The organism is Dactylosporangium sp. NPDC049140, from assembly GCF_040648435.1.
This window is the reverse complement of the sequence record NZ_JBEZDS010000032.1, coordinates 119191-136122: the sequence shown is the minus strand read 5'-3', so window position 1 is coordinate 136122 and position 16932 is coordinate 119191. Positions and strand designations below refer to the sequence as shown.

Here is a 16932-nt window from a genome sequence, read left to right as displayed (position 1 = left end):
GTGCAGTGGACAGCCGCTTGTGAGAGCCACCCGCCGATCACCTCGACCCAGCCTGGCCGGGCACAGGTCGTAGATCAAATTAGATAAGTAGCCGATGAGCGCGCGTCTGATCTTGGTGTGAAGTTGGTATTGGTCGCGGCCCGGATTCCGCGAGCGCGCGGTACGGGACTGTCCGAGCGGGCCGCGTTGGCGCTCACCGCGGCCGCCACCCGGCTCGGCGCCCGGTCCCGTCTGTGCGAGGGCTGGGAGACCGGTGGTCATATCCGGGGGAGCCAGCGCTTTCGGCAATCGCCACCGAGCTCGCGCTCACCGCGATCGCTGGTCTCGTCCCGGGACGGCGCGAATCGGAAACGCCTTCGAGAACCGGTACTGTGCCGTCGGCAGGGCCGGCACAGTACCGGTTCTCACCGCACCGGCGGCCGTCGAACCGCGACCGGCGTCGGCCTGGCCAAACTGGCCGATTTCCATGCGGGCCAACGAGCGGCTGCCTGGCAATGAGCTATGACAGCGGGCCCGGAGGAGGTCAGGGGTGCGACGGCACTGACGAGCCGATGTTCGGTGACGTGACCGCGTGGCTCGGGGACGGTATGACGCTTTCCGGTGACGGCGCAGCGGGACTCGGTGAAGGCGACGACGACGGGCCGTACAAGCCTGACGGCGATGGCGTCACCATGGTCGGCCGCCGCTGCGGTTCCGAGCCGGTGGGACGCAGCGCGACGGTCGCGACGGTCGCGACGGCCACGAACAGGAGCATCGCGGCGACCCAGCCGGCACGTCGCACGAACATGGACGCTGGGTGGCGCGCCAGCAGCGCGGTCGGGGGGACCGCCGGCCGCAGTTGCTCCGGGGTGACCCGGGCCGCCTGTGCGGCGAGGGCCCCCCGCAGGCGCTCCTCGATGTCGACATTCATCGTCGCACCTCCGACAGCGCGTCACGCAGGATTGTCAGGGCCCGGTTGGCCGTCGACTTCACGGTGCCGCGCGACACGTGCAGCACCTCGGCGATCTCCTGCTCGGACAGTTCCGACCAATACCGCAGCACCACCACCTGGCGTTGCCGGACGGTCAGCCGCGCCAGCGCCGCGACTACCTCGTGGTCTCCCTCCGACAGCAGGGCCTCTTCCTCCGCAGCCGGCACAAGTGGCGGTGGCGGCGGCACGTAGGCGCGGGCACTGCGGCGTCGGCGCAGCACCGATCGCGCCGCGTTCATCACCCCCGCCGTGAGGTACGCCTGCGGATCGGCGACTGTGCGCAGGTCCGCCCCGTGCCGCTGGTACAGCCCGGCGAACACATCCTGCACGACATCCTCGGCGGTGGGCAGGTCGTCAACCATGAGGACGGCCAGCCGTACCAGGCTGAGCCGCCGCGCGTGGTACAGCTCGTTGATCGGCGGCGGACTCTCTCGCTGCGGGGTGCCTCGAGAAGCGGACATGCCGGACATCACCGAGCGCAGCACGCGCAGCAGCGGCCAGGACAGGCGGAACGTGAGCGTCATGGTCCTCGCAGGTCAGGGAAACAAACGGGCGACGATACCGCAGCTCCGAACCGGGATCACCGCCTCGGTGACGGCGACGGCACGACCGAGGACGATCCGGGCGACGGCACCGGCGAGGACGATCCGGGCAACGGCACCGGCGAGGGCGATCCGGGCGACGGCACGACCGAGGACGATCCAGGCGACGGCACCGGCGAGGGCCCTCGTGAGCGAGAAGCCGACGGAGACGGCACCGCGCTGGGCAGCGGAGCATCGTCGGCGAACGCAACGGCGGACAGGGCGCCGATCGCGGCGACGGTAGCCGCGAACACGAGATAAGCGACGGAGCGAACCTTAAGGCGCATCACAGCACTCCAGTGGATGAGGCACGGCTTTCGTAGCGGTAGACGCACGACGCCACTAAAGGTTGGCGCCGCGATGGTGACCTGGGTCACGGCACGCGCCAGCAGCACCGCCGACGGATCTGCTATCGCTTCCTGCCGCCCTCCTTCCCCTCTCACATGCCGCAGGGCGAACCCGGCCAGTGCCTTCCGTCTCCGTCATCGATCCAGCCCGGCCAAGGGCCAGGTGCAGCACCGGTAGGCCGCTGGCGAGGTGCCGGTGATCCGGCCCTTTACCAACGGCCCCCGGCCCGAACCCGCCGTGCCCGCTTTCCGGGCAACGGGCTCTCCAGCGACCGTCTCGTGAGCGCCGTGGCACTCACGACAGACACCAACGACCGTTTCGGCGTTCCGCATTACGCGTACCTTCCGGTCGCCGTGGTGTCCGCTCACCTGGCCCCCTTCGCCCTGCGTCCGGCTCTCCCGGACTCCCTGGCAGGTCGTGACTCCTGCGACTACTGCCAGGCCTCCGTCGCCATAGGACTCGCGTCCCGTAGGCGATCCCGCGTTCGTCCCTGTTGTACGTATCGAGCGGAACGTAGGTAACCCACTCATCTCCTTGAATGCCCTCACCGGGCATCGCCCGCACCCGGAGGTTGCGTCGGCGAATCCGCGACGCCGACGCAGGGCACGGCACCGGTTCAGGCGTCTTTCCGGTGAATGGCGGCTTGCATCGACTGGAGATCGGGGTTCGGGCAATCCAGCTCTCACCATATTCCGCGGGTCCCGCAGCAGCCCGCGCCCGTACGCCTGGGCACGACCACTGCGGCCTGGCCGCCGTGCCCCGGGTCGCGGACCAGGACTGCGACGCCGACGGTTCCGAGCTGGAGCTGACTGTCGGCGACGGCGACAACGCAGTCGCGATCACTACCAGCTGGACCCAGGATCTCAACCAGGCGGCCGACGGACGGTCAGGCGTGGCGGGCGGATGGTGGCGGGCGGGCGGTGGTGGGCGGGCGGTGGTGGGCGGTGACACACGTGTTGCAGCGTCCGTCGTGGCGGTGTTCGTGCGGTGCGTTGTGGCCGTGCCGGGTGCGTCGGGAGCAGTTGCTGGATGAGTACAGCGGGAATTTGTTCGAGTTGCGACTGTTGATGTCCGGCTATCTGCACGACGCGTTCGGGGATGCGTCACGCCCGAGCGCCGGTGGGAGTGGAAGGACGCCGACGAGTTCGATCGTCACATCGGCCACCCGCTCTACCTCGACCGGACAGCGGCCGAGGCGATCCTCACCGCGGCCGAACGGATAATCGATCTGATCGAGACCGCCCTCCTTCCCGTTCGACGGCACTCACACCAGCTTCCGTCCCGACCTCACCTGGCCCCTGCCGCGCCTCGGCAACGACCTTGCGTGACGACCAGCCAAGCTGGAACCTCGAGAATGAGGAACCGTCCGCGCTCGGTTCCTGCTCGGAGCGGCACAGCTGCGCACCGTCGCCGGTTCAATGCTCCGACCTCCCCGCCGAGGCGGTGACGTGGACCGCGCGTGCTCTCACTGTGGCCGCCGGCACGTCCGCCCGACGCTGCCGGTGCCGCCTGGATGACGCAAACCTGCCGACTGACTTGGCCGGTGCTGTTCGTGCCGTATTGGCGCTGGCCGCGCGGAGGAGGTGTGGCTGTCCGTGCTGCTGGGCGGCGCCCGCTCCCACCCCGAACCTGTGGGCTCGTAAATCAAGTTTGGCTACGCGGCCTGCGTGTATTCGTTGATCAATCCGCCCAGGACCGGGTGTCGTTGGACCGGGCGCCGTGGAGGCCGAACAGGTGGTAAGTACGCTTTGAAGTGGTTTCGACCATGTGTGGAGGTGTCGGATGGGGGCAGGCGGAGTGCTGCCGGGCAAGGATCCACCTGCTCGGGCCGAGATACTGCACGAGAGTGAGCAGACGCGGGTCACTCGGCTGTTCCTTGCCGGGCGCACGGTCGTCTGTAAGGAGCCGCTGGGGCCGGATGCGCAGCGGCGGGTGCGGCATGAGTCGGGGATCCTGGAACGGCTGCGCGGTCTCGTGGGCGTCGAGCAGTTGGTGGAGGCGCCGAGTTTCCCGGAGTCGGTCGTGGTGCAGGACGTCGGTGGTGTGTGCCTGGCTGGGTTGGCGAAGCCGCTGGCGGTTGATGATCTGGTTGGGTTTGCGGTGGGGTTGGCGCGGGCGGTGGCGGGGATGCACGGGCGGGGTGTGATGCATCGGGATATCACGCCGACGAATGTCGTGGTCTCTCGTGATGGTGCGCCGTGTCTGGTGGATTTCGGGTTGGCGTCGTCGTTTGCTGAGATTCGTCCGGAGTTCACGCATTACACGGAGATTGTGGGGACGTTGGCGTATATGGCGCCGGAGCAGACGGGGCGCACGGCCAGATCGGTGGATCAGCGTGCTGATCTGTATGCGTTGGGTGCGACGTTGTATGAGTTGGCGACGGGTGCGCCGCCATTCGGTTTCGGTGACCCACTACAGCTCACGCATGATCATTTGGCTCGGGTGCCGGTGCCCCCGGCGGAGGTGAACCCGGCGGTGCCAGGACCGTTGTCCGAGATTGTCATGCATCTGTTGGAGAAGGAGCCGGACAACCGGTATCAGACGGCGGAGGGCGTGGCCCACGACCTGGAGCGGTTGCGGGACACCGGCCCGGGGCCGGCGGCCGCGCTGCGGGTTGGTGCGCGGGATGTTCCGTTGCGGTTGTTGCCGCCGTCGCGGTTGGTGGGTCGTGATGCGGAGGTGGCGGCGTTGGGGGCGGCCGTTGCGGAGGCGTTGTCGGGTGGGTGTCGTGGGGTGCTGGTCGGTGGGGTGGCGGGGGTGGGCAAGACGGCGTTGGTGGATGAGTTGCGGCCGGTGGTGACGGGTGGTGACGGCTGGTTCGTGGCGGGGAAGTTCGACCAGTATCGGCGGGATCTGGCGTTCGACGCGGTGTATCAGGTGTTTCGTGGGTTGGGCCGGTTGTTGGCGGCGGAGCCGGAGGATGAGCTGGCCGAGGTCCGTGAGCGGATCCTGGAGGCGGTCGGGTCGAACGCGGGGCTGCTGACCGCGGTGAACCAGGAGTTCGCGGCGTTGCTGGGGGTGCCGCCCGATCCGGGGGATCCGTTGACCACGCAGGTCCGCTCGCAGCGGGTGACTGCGGGGGTGTTGCGTGCGGTTGCTTCGCGGAAGCGGCCGTTGGTGGTGTTTGTCGATGATTTGCAGTGGGCGGGGCGGACGCCGTTGGGTCTTGTCGATCTGGTGTTGAGTGAGGAGCGGGTCGACGGGTTGTTGCTGGTGGGTGCGTATCGCGAGGGTGAGGTGGATGCCGCGCATCCGTTGGCGCCACTGTTGTCGCGGTGGCGTGAGCATGCGGAGGTGCGGCACCTGCGGTTGGTCAACCTGCCGGTGTCGGACTCTGTCGCCATGGTTGCGGAGATGCTCCACGCGGATCGGGTTTCGGCGGCGGACCTGGTCGAGCTGATCGGCCCGTACCTGTCGGGCAACCCGTACGAGACCGTGGAGTTGCTCAACACGCTGCGGCGTGACGGTGTGCTGACCGCCACGGCTGCTGGCTGGCGGTGGGACAAGGCGTCCGTGCGTGCGTATGTGGGCCGGTCCGACGTGGCCGGGCTGCTGGCAGCCGGTGTTGATGCCCTGTCGGGGCAGTCGCGGCGGATGGTCGAGGCGATGGCGTGCCTTGGTGGGCGCGCCGAGCTGAGTCTGCTGCAGGCGGCCACCGCCGAACCCGCGGGTGTGGTGGAGCAGCTGTTGGCGCCCGCCCTGGATGAGGGTTTGGTGGTGATGGAGCCGGGGGTACGGGACGCGGTCCGGTTCCGTCACGACCGGATCCGTGAGATGGCCCTGCGTGCGCTGGGTCCGCGGCGGCAGCGTGTCCTGCAGTTGGCGATCGCGCGGCGGCTGGCTCGGGTGCCGGAGTTGTTCGCGGCCGCGGCGGAGCAGTACCTGCCGGTGGTCGACGAACTCGACGACACAGCGGAGCGACGTCGTGTGGTGGGGCTGTTGCGGCGCGCCGCCGGTCAGGCGACGTTGATCGGGGACTATGCGCTGGTGAACGGGTTGCTGACTGCCGCGTTGCAACTCGTCGACGCAGGCGACATCGCCACGCTGATCGAGGTGCACAACGGCCGCCACGCCGCCCTGTACAGCGTGGGGCGGCTGGAGGACGCGGACGACGAGTACCGCACGATCGAGGGGCTGTGCGCCAACGCCTTGGACCGTGCGGACGCGACGGTGGTGCAGGCGCGCAGTTTGACCCACCGGAACCGCTTGACGGAGGCGATCGGGCTTGGCGTGGAGTCGCTGCGTGAACTGGGCATCGCCGTGCCGGCCGCCGACCAACTCCCGATGGAGACCAACCACCGATTCGACTACCTGTACCAGTGGCTGGACCACACCGACGACGCCGACGACCTGGCTCGACCCGAGATCGCCGAGCCGAGGCTGCTGGCCGCGAACCGTCTGATCAACGCCGTCCTGCCGGCGGCCTTCTTCGCCAACAACCTGGCCTTGGTCGCCTGGCTGAGCTCGGAGGCGCTGCGGATCTGGATGGAGCACGGCCCCGCCGGCGCCCTGCTCGGCCCGGCAAGCCACATCGCCTTCGCCGTTGTGGAGATGCACGGCGACTACGCCTCCGGGTACCGGGCACTGCGGCGGATCGTGGCGCTGGGCGAGGCCCGCGGCTACGAGCCTGACACCTCACAGGCGCGCTTTCTGTCAGCGCTCCTGAACTGCTGGTTCGAACCGCTCGAAGATGTCGTCCAGGCAGGTCGGCGGGCCCGGGAGGGGTTGCTCGCGGGGGGTGACCTGGCCAACGCCGGACACACCTACTACACCACCGTGCCTGGCCTGCTGGGCTGCGCGGCATCGCTGGACGTCTACGTCGCCGAGGTCGAGGCCGGGCTGGCCTTCATGCGGCGGACCGGCGCCAAGCAGACCGGCGAATTGCTCGACGGCTACCGGCGGCTGGCTGCTGTGCTGCGCGGCGAAAGCTCCGCCACAGGTGCGGTGGAGCACGCCGACAGGTACCCCGACAGCCCGGTATCGCTGCTCCACACGCATGTCGCTCGCGGGATCACCGCGGCCATCCTCGGTGACCTGTCCGGTCTGACGCGGCACACCGCGGCGGCGATGCCGCTGCTACCGGCTGGCCAGGGCGTCTACCCGGCCGCCGTGGCGCGGGTGTTGCGTGGGTTGGCCCTTGCTGGGCAGGTCCAGGCCGACCGTGGTGGTGAGCGTGTGGGCCTGCTGTCCGAGCTGGATGATGTGATGCGGTGGCTGGCCGCTCGGGCGGTGGACGCGCCGGCGAATTTCCGGCATCTGCTGCGGTTGCTGGAGGCGGAACGGGCCTGGGCGGTCGGCGACTTCCGCGCCGCCGTCCTCGCCTTCGACGCCGCCCGCCGCGACGCCGCCCAGGTGCAACGGCCGTGGCACCGGGCCCTGATCACCGAACACGCCGCCCGCTTCCACCTCGCCTACGGCGTCGAACACACCGGCTACACCCTCCTCGCCGAAGCCCGCCACGAATACCTCACCTGGGGCGCCACAGCCAAAGTCAACCAGCTCGACTGGGCCTACCCGACCCTGCGGCTGCCAGCCGATACGACCACCGGACCCGGCGGCGACCAGCGCGCCACCGTCACCACCGGCACGATCGACCTGCTCGGCATCCTGTCCGCCTCACAGGCACTGAGCTCCGAAACCAACGTCGCAGGCTTGCACACCCGCCTGGTCGACGTCCTCTCCGCGATGACCGGTGCCACCGGCGTCCACCTGCTGCTGTGGAGCGACGACGAACACGACTGGCTCCTGCCCACACCCGGCGGCGACGTCATCCCAGCCGGCGGCACCGGCCACGAACGCGCAGTGCCACTGTCCGTACTGCGATACACCCAACGGATGCGGGAACCCCTCGTCGTGGCCGACGCCACCCACGACGACCGCTTCACCCGCGACCCTTACCTCACCGACCTCACCTGCTGCTCACTCCTGGCCGTGCCCATCCTCAGCCGCGGCACACTCCAGGCCGTGCTCCTGCTGGAGAACCGCCTCATCCGCGGCGCGTTCACCACCGAACGCCTCGACAGCGTCAAACTCATCGCCGGCCAACTCGCCGTCTCCCTCGACAACGCCCAGCTGTACACCGAATACCGCCGCATCGCCGACGAACAAGCCGCACTCCGACGGGTGGCAACACTGGTCGCCCGCGGCGCCAGCCCCGAACTCGTGTTCGCCGCAGTAGCCGACGAGGCCAATACCCTCTTCGGCGCCGACGGCACACTGATCGCACGGTTCGAGCCGGACGGCGACGCGACCGTGATGGGAAGCTACGGGCTCGAATACCCGAGATCCGGCTGGCGCGGCAAGCCCCCAACCGACCGGGCCATGGCCACGGTGCAGGCCACCGGCCGGGCGGCACGCCTCGACGTGGACGACCCGACAGCAGCGAGCCGCCCTGAGGCCGTCTACCTCGGACTCCGCTCCGCGGTCGTCAGCCCGATCAAGGTTGAGGGCCGGGTCTGGGGCTCCTTGGGCGTCGGGTCGCGGCGCGGACGGCTGCCCGAGGACACCGAACAGCGGCTGGCCGACTTCACCGAACTTGTCGCGACCGCCGTCGCGAATGCTGAGAGCCGGGCCGAGCTCACCAGCTCACGGGCACGGATCGTCGCCGCCGCCGACCAGACCCGCCGACGCATCGAACGCGACCTGCACGACGGCGCCCAACAACGACTGGTCGCCCTCGCAATGCAACTGCGCGTGGCACAGGCCGAACTGCCACCCGAACTCGACACACTCCGTGCACACCTCGACCGCGCCGTCGCCGGAGCGACCGGCGCCGTCGACGAACTCCGCGAAATCTCCCGCGGCATCCACCCGGCGATCCTGACCGACGGCGGCCTCGGCCCGGCACTACGCGCCCTCGCCCGCCGCGCGCCGATCCCCGTCGACCTCGACATCCACGCCGTACGGCGACTGCCCGAACCGGTCGAGGTCAGCGCGTACTACATCATCGCCGAAGCACTCACCAACGTCGCCAAACACGCACACGCCTCCACGGCCACCATCACCGTCGAAGCCGACCCCGCCGACGCCGTCCTACGCGTCGCGGTCTGCGACGACGGCGACGGCGGCGCCGACTTCACCCGCGGCACCGGCCTGCTCGGGCTCAAGGACCGCGTGGAGGCGCTCGGCGGCCGAATGGTTCTTCACAGCCCGCACAGCGCGGGCACCAGTCTGCGCGTGGAACTCCCGCTCATTCCTACGAACAGCGACGGCGACACGTCCCGTCGAAGATTTTGATTTGTACGCGCGCTGATCCTGACGGTCTGACATGGGTTCTGGATTCTGGCGCAGAAATCGTGATGTTGGCCTTCGACCATGCTGCCACTCGGTGTTCGGAGACGCTAACAAGTCCTAACAGAATGATCTAGGGACTTCCGTCCTTTGTGGACGGCTATCTATAGTGTCGACCGTGCGGAAGGGCGAGCAGCCACCATGGATGGTGCCGGACGGGTTGTGGGAGCGGATCGAACCGCTGCTACCCCGGCACCCGCGTCGGTTGCGCAACCCTGGGCGGAAACGGGTGCCGGACCGGCAGGTGCTGGTGCTGGCCGAGTTACGCGCTGCGGACAAGCTCGACTGGTCCAAGGCGGTGATCGACGGCTCGCATGTGCGGGCCCTGAAGGGCGGCCCAAAACTGGACCGAGCCCGGTCGACCGCGCCACGACCGGCTCGAAACACCACGTCATCACCGACGGCGCTGGCATCCCACTCGCCGTCAGCCTGACCGGCGGCAACCGCCACGACGTCACCCAGCTCCTGCTGTTGATCGACGCCATCCCGCCGGTACGTGGCAAACGCGGCCGGCCCCGCCGACGCCCGGACAGCCTGTACGCCGACCGGGCCTACGACTTCGACATCCACCGCGACCGGGTCCGCGATCAGGGCATCACCCCCTACTTCGCCCGCCGCGGCGTCGAGCACGGCTCCGGGCTGGGCGTTCACCGCTGGGTGGTCGAGCAGACGGTCGCGCTCCGGCACTGGTTCCGCCGCCTCCGGTCGAGATGGCGTCCGCGGTCGCCACGATCGGTGAGCTCGTCCCCGACGACCGCGAGATCGTGGTCGGGATGGGCACCGGCGGCGCCCTGGTCAACAGCCTGTTCCGCCGGGACCGGCCGGTGAGCGCGGTCCGGGAGGCGATCACGCTGATGCGCGCCCTCTGGACCGGTGAGCCGGTCGCACTGGACGCCTTCCCGGTCCTCGGGGCGGCGCTCGGCTACCGCCCTCAGGCCACCGCGCAGCTGACCTATCCGGCGCGACGGCGCCCGGACATCGTCCTCGCCGGCGTCGGTCCGAAGATCCTCGCCGTCGCGGCAACCCATGCGGACGGCCTGATCTCACCGGGCAGCATGCCCTCGCAGTCGCGGGCCGCGTTGTTGGCGCAACGCTGCTCCGAGTCGCTCGCCGACGCGCTGATCATCTCCGGCACGCCGGAGCTGCGCGACCTGGCCGCGGCGCACGGGTACACCGAGTTCTACGCCGGGGCGCCCCTCGGCCCGGACCCGGCCGAGGCTGCCGACCTCCTGCTCACCGAGATCCCCCGAGGTGTGGCCGCAGCGGCGCGGGCACACCCGCGGCAGCGCCCACAGTGGCGTTGACCACCGACCGCCGCCAAGCGTCCAACCTGGGACTACGCTAGTCATCGGGTGATGACATCGGCGGATGACTTGTGCGTCGGACGCGGGCGGCGGGAAGCAGGGCGGGCATGACGGTGGTACGGGACGGGCTGTCCACGTCCGGGGGGCGATCGACGCGCGGGCTGGTACCCACGCTGATCTTCATGGGCATGGTCGTCGCGGTGGTGAGCAGCCTCGGCGCGCCGCTGATCCCGGCGATCGCCGCCGCGGACGGCGTCTCGCTGGCCGACGCCCAGTGGTCGCTGACGATCACGCTGCTGGTCGGCGCCGTCGCGACGCCGATCATGGGCCGGCTCGGCGACGGCCCGGCCCGGCGCCCGGTGATGCTCGCGGGGTTGCTCCTGGTTGCGGCGGGTAGCGCGTTGGCCGCGCTGCCGACCGGGTTCGCCGCCCTGCTCATCGGCCGGGGGTTGCAGGGTGCCGGACTGGGCCTCACCCCGCTGACGATCGCAACGGCCCGGGACTCGCTGCCGCCGCACCGGGCCCGCCCCGCCATGGCCATGCTCTCCATCACCACCGTGGCCGGCGTCGGCCTCGGGTACCCGATCACCGGACTCATCGCCGAATACGGGGGTCTGCACCTGGCGTACTGGTTCGGGGCGGCGGTCAGCCTGGTGGCGCTGTGCACCGCGAGGTGGATCGTGCCGTCCTCGCGTCACCTGCCCCGGGTCACGCTCGACGTACCCGGTGCGCTGCTCCTCGGGGCCGCTCTGGCGGGGCTGATCCTGTGGATCAGCCAGGGCGAGGCCTGGGGCTGGTTCACGCCGCCCGCGGTGGCGGCGATCGCCGTCGCGGTCGCGGCGACGGCGGCCTGGGCCGGGTGCGAGATGGTCCGCAAGCGGCCGCTGGTGGACCTGCGGCTGCTACGCCATCGCGGGGTATTGGCGGCGGATGTCACCGCTGTACTCGCCGGGCTCGCCACCTACCTGCTGATCTCCCTCGTGGTGCGGCTCGTGCAGACCCCCGCCGGTACCGACGGCGGGCTCGGCGCCTCGATCGCCGTCGCCGGTCTCGTGCTGCTGCCTTTCTCGGCCGGCAGCTTCGCGGCGAGCCGGATCACGCCGGCAGTGGTGTCCCGCGGTGGCGGGCGGTTGCTGATCCCGGCCGCGTCCGTGCTCGCGCTCGCGGGCATGGTGCTGTTCGGGCTCCTGCGGCACAACATCTGGGAGCTCTCGGTCGTGATGGCCGCGGTCGGGCTGGCGGCGGGAACGGTCTTCGCGGTCATGCCCGGCATGATCACCCGGGACGTACCGGCGCGGGAGACCGGCAGCGCGATGAGCTTCAACCAGGTGCTGCGCTACGTCGGATACTCCACCGGCAGCGCGCTGAGCGCCGCGATGCTGGCCGCGCACACCGCGGACGGGCACCGGTACCCGTCCGCGTCCGGGTACACCTTCGCCGCGTTCCTCGGGGTGGTCGTATGGCTGCTGGTGCTGGCCGCCGGCGCACTGCTCCCGCCCCGGCGCCGCGGCCCGGCGGGTCCGGGCGCGGACGCGCAGCTCCTGGCGGACGAGAGCATCGCCGGCGGGCTCCCCGACGACGGGAAGCTCGACCGTATTGCCGCAATGCCAAGATGACCCCATGTGCGATCGCGCGGCGAGGAGCCGGCATGAGTGACCCGCGCGCCGCAGCGCGCTCCCCGCGGCGCCGCCGGGACGCCGACAGCACCCGGGCCGCCCTGCTGAAGGCCGCCGACGAACTGTTCGCCGAGCGGGGCTACGACCACGCCACCATCAGGGACATCGGGGAGCGGGCCGGCGTGGACGCCGCCATGATCGCGCGCTACTTCGGCGGCAAGGCGCAGCTGTACATCGCCGTGCTGCACGAGGAGATGAGCGACGACATCCCCCAGGACATGCTCGACCCGCTCCGGATGCGGCACCTCGTCGACCGCGCCGTCCGCCGGGGACCCAGCCCGATCTTCCAGGTCGCACTCCGGCCGCACGACGATCCGCAGGCGCAGGCCGCGTCGCGGGAGCAGTTGCACCGCCGGATCGTCGGCCCGCTGGTCGCCCGGCTGACCGCCGACGGGGTGGACCGGCCGCAGGAGAAGGCGGAAATCCTCACCGCCGCGTTCGTCGGCGTGCTCACGGCCCGGGCCTCCGGCGCGTTCGACCGCATGCCGGACCTCGACGCCGACGAGCTCACGTCGCTGCTACTCGAACTGCTGCCGCCGCGGCACTGACGACACCGCCTGTCAGCGCGGCGATGGCATGCCTGTTCAGTCGCGGCGGACCCGCGGTGAGTTGTCGACCTCCCCGTACTCCAGGCCGGTCGCCGGATTGATCATCGGTGGGCCCTCTTCGTCCGGGTCGAAGTCGTCCGGGTTGCGATCCGCCGCCCGCTGCCAGTCCACCTTGGTGGGCCAGCTCTCGGGGACGGCCACCGGCTGGGTCTGCTCCTGCGTCCGTGCTGCCATGACGCTCTCCCGTCCTCTCGCCGTACCCAATCGGCTTCCCCCTCCGCGGGTGCGCAAACCCGCCCGCGGAGGGCGGGTCGCACAGCTGTCACTGTGTGCGCATCCAAGGGCGCAGACGGTGGGTCCCGCCGCGGGGGTCGAATGCAGCATCCCAGTTGGAATGCGGCATCCCACTTCGAAGGAGACCCGAGATGCGCACTCACACCTCATCGACCCTGCGTTACGCCGCGATCGTGTTCAGCGTCGTGCTGCCGCTCGCCGTCGCCGGTCCGGCCCCGGCCGCGCCGGTGGCCTCGGCCACCCCGGTCCCGCTCGTCGACTGCTTCGGCAACCTGCTGCCGGTCACGCTCCCCGGCCTTCCGTCGAGGGTCATCTACGCGCAGCCCGGCGCTCCATGATCTCCGGCGGTGGACGGGCCGGTGCGCCGGCCCGTCCAGAACGACCCGGTCAGGAGAGGCGCGTGCGGTCTGGAGCCCTCACCGGTCGGCAGAGGCGAGACGCGGAGCTAGTGTTGGGTTGACGTCGGAAGCGCACGTGTCGGAGATGGCGATGCCGGTACCGATTCCCGAGAACGAAGCGGATCGGGTGTCCGCGCTGCACGCGATGGCGGTGCTCGACACGCCGCCGGAGAGCGACTTCGACGATATCGTCCAGATCGCCTCGGAAATCTGCGCCGCCCCGATCTCGCTGGTCACCATGGTCGACACCGATCGGTGGTGGTTCAAGGCGCAACGCGGCCCCATCGGGGTGAGCGAGGCGCCGCGTGAGATAGCGTTCTGCTCGTACGCGATCATGGGCCGGGACCTGATGGTCATACCCGACACCACTGCCGACGGCCGGTTCGCCGACAACCCGATCGTGCGAGGGGACCCCCGCTTTCGCTTCTACGCCGGCGCTCCAATACTGACCAGCGAAGGCGCCGCCCTCGGCACGTTATGCGTGCTCGACTACAAACCGCATCGGCTCGACATCGAGCAGATGCGAGCCCTTCGAATCCTGGCCGGGGAGGTGACCGAGCTGCTGGAGCTGCGCAAGCAGGCTCTCACCGGGACGCTCGATCCCCCGCCGGAGCTGCGCACCCTCGACCTCGCGTACATCACCGGGGACCGCATCCACCACCTGCGCGCGATCGGCGATGACCGCAGGACCGCGATCACCCTGGCTCCTACCGATCCGGCCTGGGTCCGCGCCGATCCGGTCCGGCTGGACCAGGCGGTCGACTACGTCAGCTTCACCGCACTCAAGGCCACCCCGGCGGGCGGGCGCGTCGCGGTGCGTGTGGCGGCCTCACCGTCGCCGACGATCGAGATCCGCCAGGCCGCCGGGTCGGGCCCGCCGAAGTGGTGGGCCGACCTGTGCGGCACGGGTACATCGGACGAACCGGTGCCGCACGCGGTCGCCGACATCCTGCGGGCGCACGGCGCCACCAAGGCCAGCACCTCCGTCATTCCGGGTTCGACCGACGTCCGGATCGCCTTGCAGTTCCCGGCGGCCTAGTTGCCAAGAACAGGCTTTCCTTCGTTGTTGGGTGCGGACTATGCGCTGGACTCGGGAGCGCGGTAGACGCTGCTCACGACGTCCGGCGCGCTGGGGTCGACCGCGTCGCCGAGCCGGTCGGCCGGTATGAGATCGAGGTGCAGGTCCGTCCGCGGAGTGGCCATAGGTTGCCAACTGGCGGCGAGTGGCTGGCGGTCGATGACCGGCGAGCCACGGCGACGCCGGTTGGTGCGGCCGTGGCGATGCGGGTGACGATGTTGTCGGGGTAGGCTCTCGCGGCGGACGAGCCGCGGCCGTGCACGGCCGCCGGAGGCCGTCGCCGTTTGCCTGTGTGGGGCCGCCGGCGGCCAGGTGCGCATGGCGGCGAACAGGCATATCGACGTTGGCCGCGACAGCGCGGATCGGGACTGTGCGTGCGGCTGCGGCCTAGTCTGTCGACGCCGTGGGCCAGACCGCCGGGGGACCGCGAACAGGCGCAACGAGCCATCTTGCAGGCGTTGGGCCCGAAGCGGCGGCAGCAGCTGTGGACGTCGTACTACGTCATCGCCACCTACCAGACGATCCTGCGCGGTCATGGGTGATCGTGCGGGATCCGGGTCTGGAGTGGCACGACGCCGCGACCGGCTTGGACTACGTCGCACTGCTGCGCCGCGCCGACCGCCCAGGCCAGACGCAGCCGTGAACAGCTGGGGAGCCCAGCCGCGGGCCGGCCTCGCATCCGAACCCGTACGCACGGCTGCGATGGCGTCAGCGTCCGGGCGCACGTTGCGCGGGTGGCCATGAACGAGATGGGGTCGATGGCTCCGTTGTGCGTGGTGTCGTTGTTGATGTGGACTTCGAAGTGCAGGTGGGGGCCGGAGCTGTGGCCGGAGGAGCCGACGTAGCCGAGGATTTGCCCGGCGAGGACGTGCTGGCCGATGACGACGTCGGGTCGGCGGAGCATGTGGCAGTAGCGGGTGAGGATGTCGTGGTCGTGTCGGATTTGGACGTACCAGCCGCAGCCGGGCGTGGCCGGGGATCCGTCGCGGTCGCAGCCGTGGCTGGCGGGTGTGATGTTGCAACGGACAACGGACAACGGACAACGGACAACGGACAACGGTGACGACGCCGGCGCTTGCGGCACGGATCGCGGTTCCGCGGGCGTCCGGCTTGCTCACCGGCAAAGGCAAACCCTTCACCGCTGGCCCGGTAGCCCGCGTCCGAGACGCCTACAAGATCTGGGCGCCGCGCATCGTGGCCATCCAAGACGGCGAGGTCAGCGTCAAACACGCCGCCGTACAGCTCGGTATTCCCGCCAGCGCCGTCTACAACTGGCTCGTCAAAGGACAGGTTCCGGCCCGCCGCGCCCCGGGCGGACGGTGGTGCATCCCCTGGGACCCCGCAACGCAGGAGATCTACCGGGACAAAGTCGCCAAGTCTTTCCGGCTCAAGCCGACCAACCTCGCTGCCAACGGGGACCCCGGATCGGACGCGACTCACCGTGACAATTACGGCCGATAGGGTGATGACATGGTGAACGCGGCGCCCGCCGTCTACCGCTGCGGACTGACCGACAGCAGCCGCTGGCGGGAGTTCCAGCTGCGGCCGGACGACATCGTGATCAGCGTGCCGTCGAAATGCGGTACGACCTGGATGCAGATGATCTGTGCTCTGCTGATCTTCCAGACCCCCGACCTGCCCGCCGCGCTGACCACCGTCTCGCCCTGGCTCGACATGTTCCTGCGACCAATCGCGGACGTCACCCGGACCTTGGACGCCCAGCAACACCGCCGGTTCATCAAGACCCACACCCCGCTCGACGGTCTGCCCCAGCTGCCCGGCGTCGCGTATGTCGTTGTCGGACGAGATCCCCGTGACGTCGCCGTGTCGATGGCTTACCACCGGACCAACCTCGACGACAAGGTCATCCACCGCCTCCTGGCCTCCGGCGATCAGGCACCCACCGGCCCGCCAACCACACCGGTGCGTCCGGCAAGCACGCGTGAACGCGTGCTGCGGTGGATCGATGACCCGCGGCCGGCGACGGAGAACCTGGACTCGCTGCGCACCGTGGTCCACCATCTCGGCCAGGCGTGGGAACGCCGCAACGAACCGGCGGTGATCCTGCTGCACCATGCCGATCTCTGTCGAGACCTCGCGGGGCAGATGCGGCGACTCGCCGACCGGCTGGGCATTCGGGTGCCGCGGAACCGATGGCCAGCCCTGGTCGAGGCGGCCACCTTCACGTCCATGCGCGCCAAGGCCCACCATCTGGCCCCTGACGAGCGGCTCGGACTGTTCATCAGCAACAATGCCTTCTTCCGCTCCGGCAAGCCCGGCCAGTGGAGCGAAGTCCTCAATGACGCCGACCTCGCCGCCTACGACAGCTTGCTCCGGTCGCTGGCCAATCCAGACTTCGTCGACTGGGCCGAAAACGGCACACACAGCAGCTGAACGACACGAGCAACACGAGCCCACGCCTGCGCCGCGCAGCAGAGCATCGAA

The 16932-nt window shown here is 69.9% G+C and carries 13 protein-coding genes and 1 pseudogene; 9 read left to right on the top strand and 5 right to left on the bottom strand.

Features of this window, described 5'->3' with window-relative positions:
• Nucleotides 1-523: 523 nt before the first annotated feature.
• Both AB0B76_RS38225 and AB0B76_RS38220 read right to left on the bottom strand, forming a co-directional pair.
• A complete protein-coding gene (locus AB0B76_RS38225) occupies nucleotides 524-910 on the bottom strand; it encodes a hypothetical protein (protein WP_360384848.1) in 387 nt (128 codons plus the stop codon).
• Nucleotides 907-1494 carry a sigma-70 family RNA polymerase sigma factor gene (locus AB0B76_RS38220; protein WP_360384846.1) on the bottom strand — a complete coding sequence of 196 codons (588 nt, stop codon included), beginning with the start codon at nucleotides 1492-1494 and terminating at the stop codon, nucleotides 907-909. The genes AB0B76_RS38225 and AB0B76_RS38220 overlap by 4 nt, the downstream gene beginning before the upstream one ends.
• Before the next feature lie 2202 nt (nucleotides 1495-3696).
• On the opposite strand from AB0B76_RS38220, the gene AB0B76_RS38215 reads away from it, so the two are divergent.
• From AB0B76_RS38215 to AB0B76_RS38195, 5 genes and pseudogenes are all read left to right on the top strand, one after another.
• Nucleotides 3697-9135, top strand: a complete 5439-nt coding sequence (locus tag AB0B76_RS38215) for an AAA family ATPase (protein ID WP_360384844.1) — start codon at nucleotides 3697-3699, stop codon at nucleotides 9133-9135.
• Between the two features lie 199 nt (nucleotides 9136-9334).
• A pseudogene (locus AB0B76_RS38210) lies at nucleotides 9335-10017 on the top strand (transposase).
• Nucleotides 9900-10493 (top strand): LLM class flavin-dependent oxidoreductase, encoded by a 594-nt coding sequence (locus AB0B76_RS38205; protein WP_360384842.1) that lies wholly within the window; start codon nucleotides 9900-9902, stop codon nucleotides 10491-10493. Before AB0B76_RS38210 ends, AB0B76_RS38205 begins: the two are co-directional and overlap by 118 nt.
• A gap of 107 nt (nucleotides 10494-10600) precedes the next feature.
• Nucleotides 10601-12109, top strand: coding sequence for an MFS transporter (locus tag AB0B76_RS38200; RefSeq protein ID WP_360384840.1), 1509 nt, complete (start codon nucleotides 10601-10603; stop codon nucleotides 12107-12109).
• Between the two features lie 32 nt (nucleotides 12110-12141).
• Entirely contained in the window at nucleotides 12142-12717 is a 576-nt protein-coding gene (locus AB0B76_RS38195; RefSeq protein WP_360384838.1) for a TetR family transcriptional regulator, read from the top strand.
• 36 nt (nucleotides 12718-12753) lie between these two features.
• Here the strand turns inward: AB0B76_RS38195 and AB0B76_RS38190 are convergent, their stop codons facing one another.
• Complete coding sequence (locus tag AB0B76_RS38190; protein ID WP_360384836.1) at nucleotides 12754-12951, bottom strand: hypothetical protein; 198 nt, start codon at nucleotides 12949-12951, stop codon at nucleotides 12754-12756.
• Between the two features lie 191 nt (nucleotides 12952-13142).
• Between AB0B76_RS38190 and AB0B76_RS38185 the strand changes: the two genes are divergently transcribed.
• Complete coding sequence (locus AB0B76_RS38185; RefSeq protein ID WP_360384834.1) at nucleotides 13143-13349, top strand: hypothetical protein; 207 nt, start codon at nucleotides 13143-13145, stop codon at nucleotides 13347-13349.
• Nucleotides 13350-13500: 151 nt separating this feature from the next.
• Nucleotides 13501-14448, top strand: coding sequence for a GAF domain-containing protein (locus AB0B76_RS38180; RefSeq protein WP_360384832.1), 948 nt, complete (start codon nucleotides 13501-13503; stop codon nucleotides 14446-14448).
• A 38-nt stretch (nucleotides 14449-14486) separates the two neighbouring features.
• On the opposite strand, the gene AB0B76_RS38175 is transcribed toward AB0B76_RS38180, so the two are convergent.
• Together AB0B76_RS38175 and AB0B76_RS38170 are read right to left on the bottom strand one after the other, a co-directional pair.
• Nucleotides 14487-14612 (bottom strand): hypothetical protein, encoded by a 126-nt coding sequence (locus AB0B76_RS38175; RefSeq protein ID WP_360384830.1) that lies wholly within the window; start codon nucleotides 14610-14612, stop codon nucleotides 14487-14489.
• Between the two features lie 407 nt (nucleotides 14613-15019).
• Nucleotides 15020-15571: a M23 family metallopeptidase gene (locus tag AB0B76_RS38170; protein ID WP_360384828.1), complete on the bottom strand. Its 552-nt coding sequence runs from the start codon at nucleotides 15569-15571 to the stop codon at nucleotides 15020-15022.
• Between AB0B76_RS38170 and AB0B76_RS38165 the strand changes: the two genes are divergently transcribed.
• Nucleotides 15547-15948 (top strand): hypothetical protein, encoded by a 402-nt coding sequence (locus AB0B76_RS38165; RefSeq protein ID WP_360384826.1) that lies wholly within the window; start codon nucleotides 15547-15549, stop codon nucleotides 15946-15948. The genes AB0B76_RS38170 and AB0B76_RS38165 overlap by 25 nt on opposite strands.
• Before the next feature lie 9 nt (nucleotides 15949-15957).
• Nucleotides 15958-16881 carry a sulfotransferase domain-containing protein gene (locus tag AB0B76_RS38160; RefSeq protein ID WP_360384824.1) on the top strand — a complete coding sequence of 308 codons (924 nt, stop codon included), beginning with the start codon at nucleotides 15958-15960 and terminating at the stop codon, nucleotides 16879-16881.
• Nucleotides 16882-16932 lie beyond the last annotated feature (51 nt).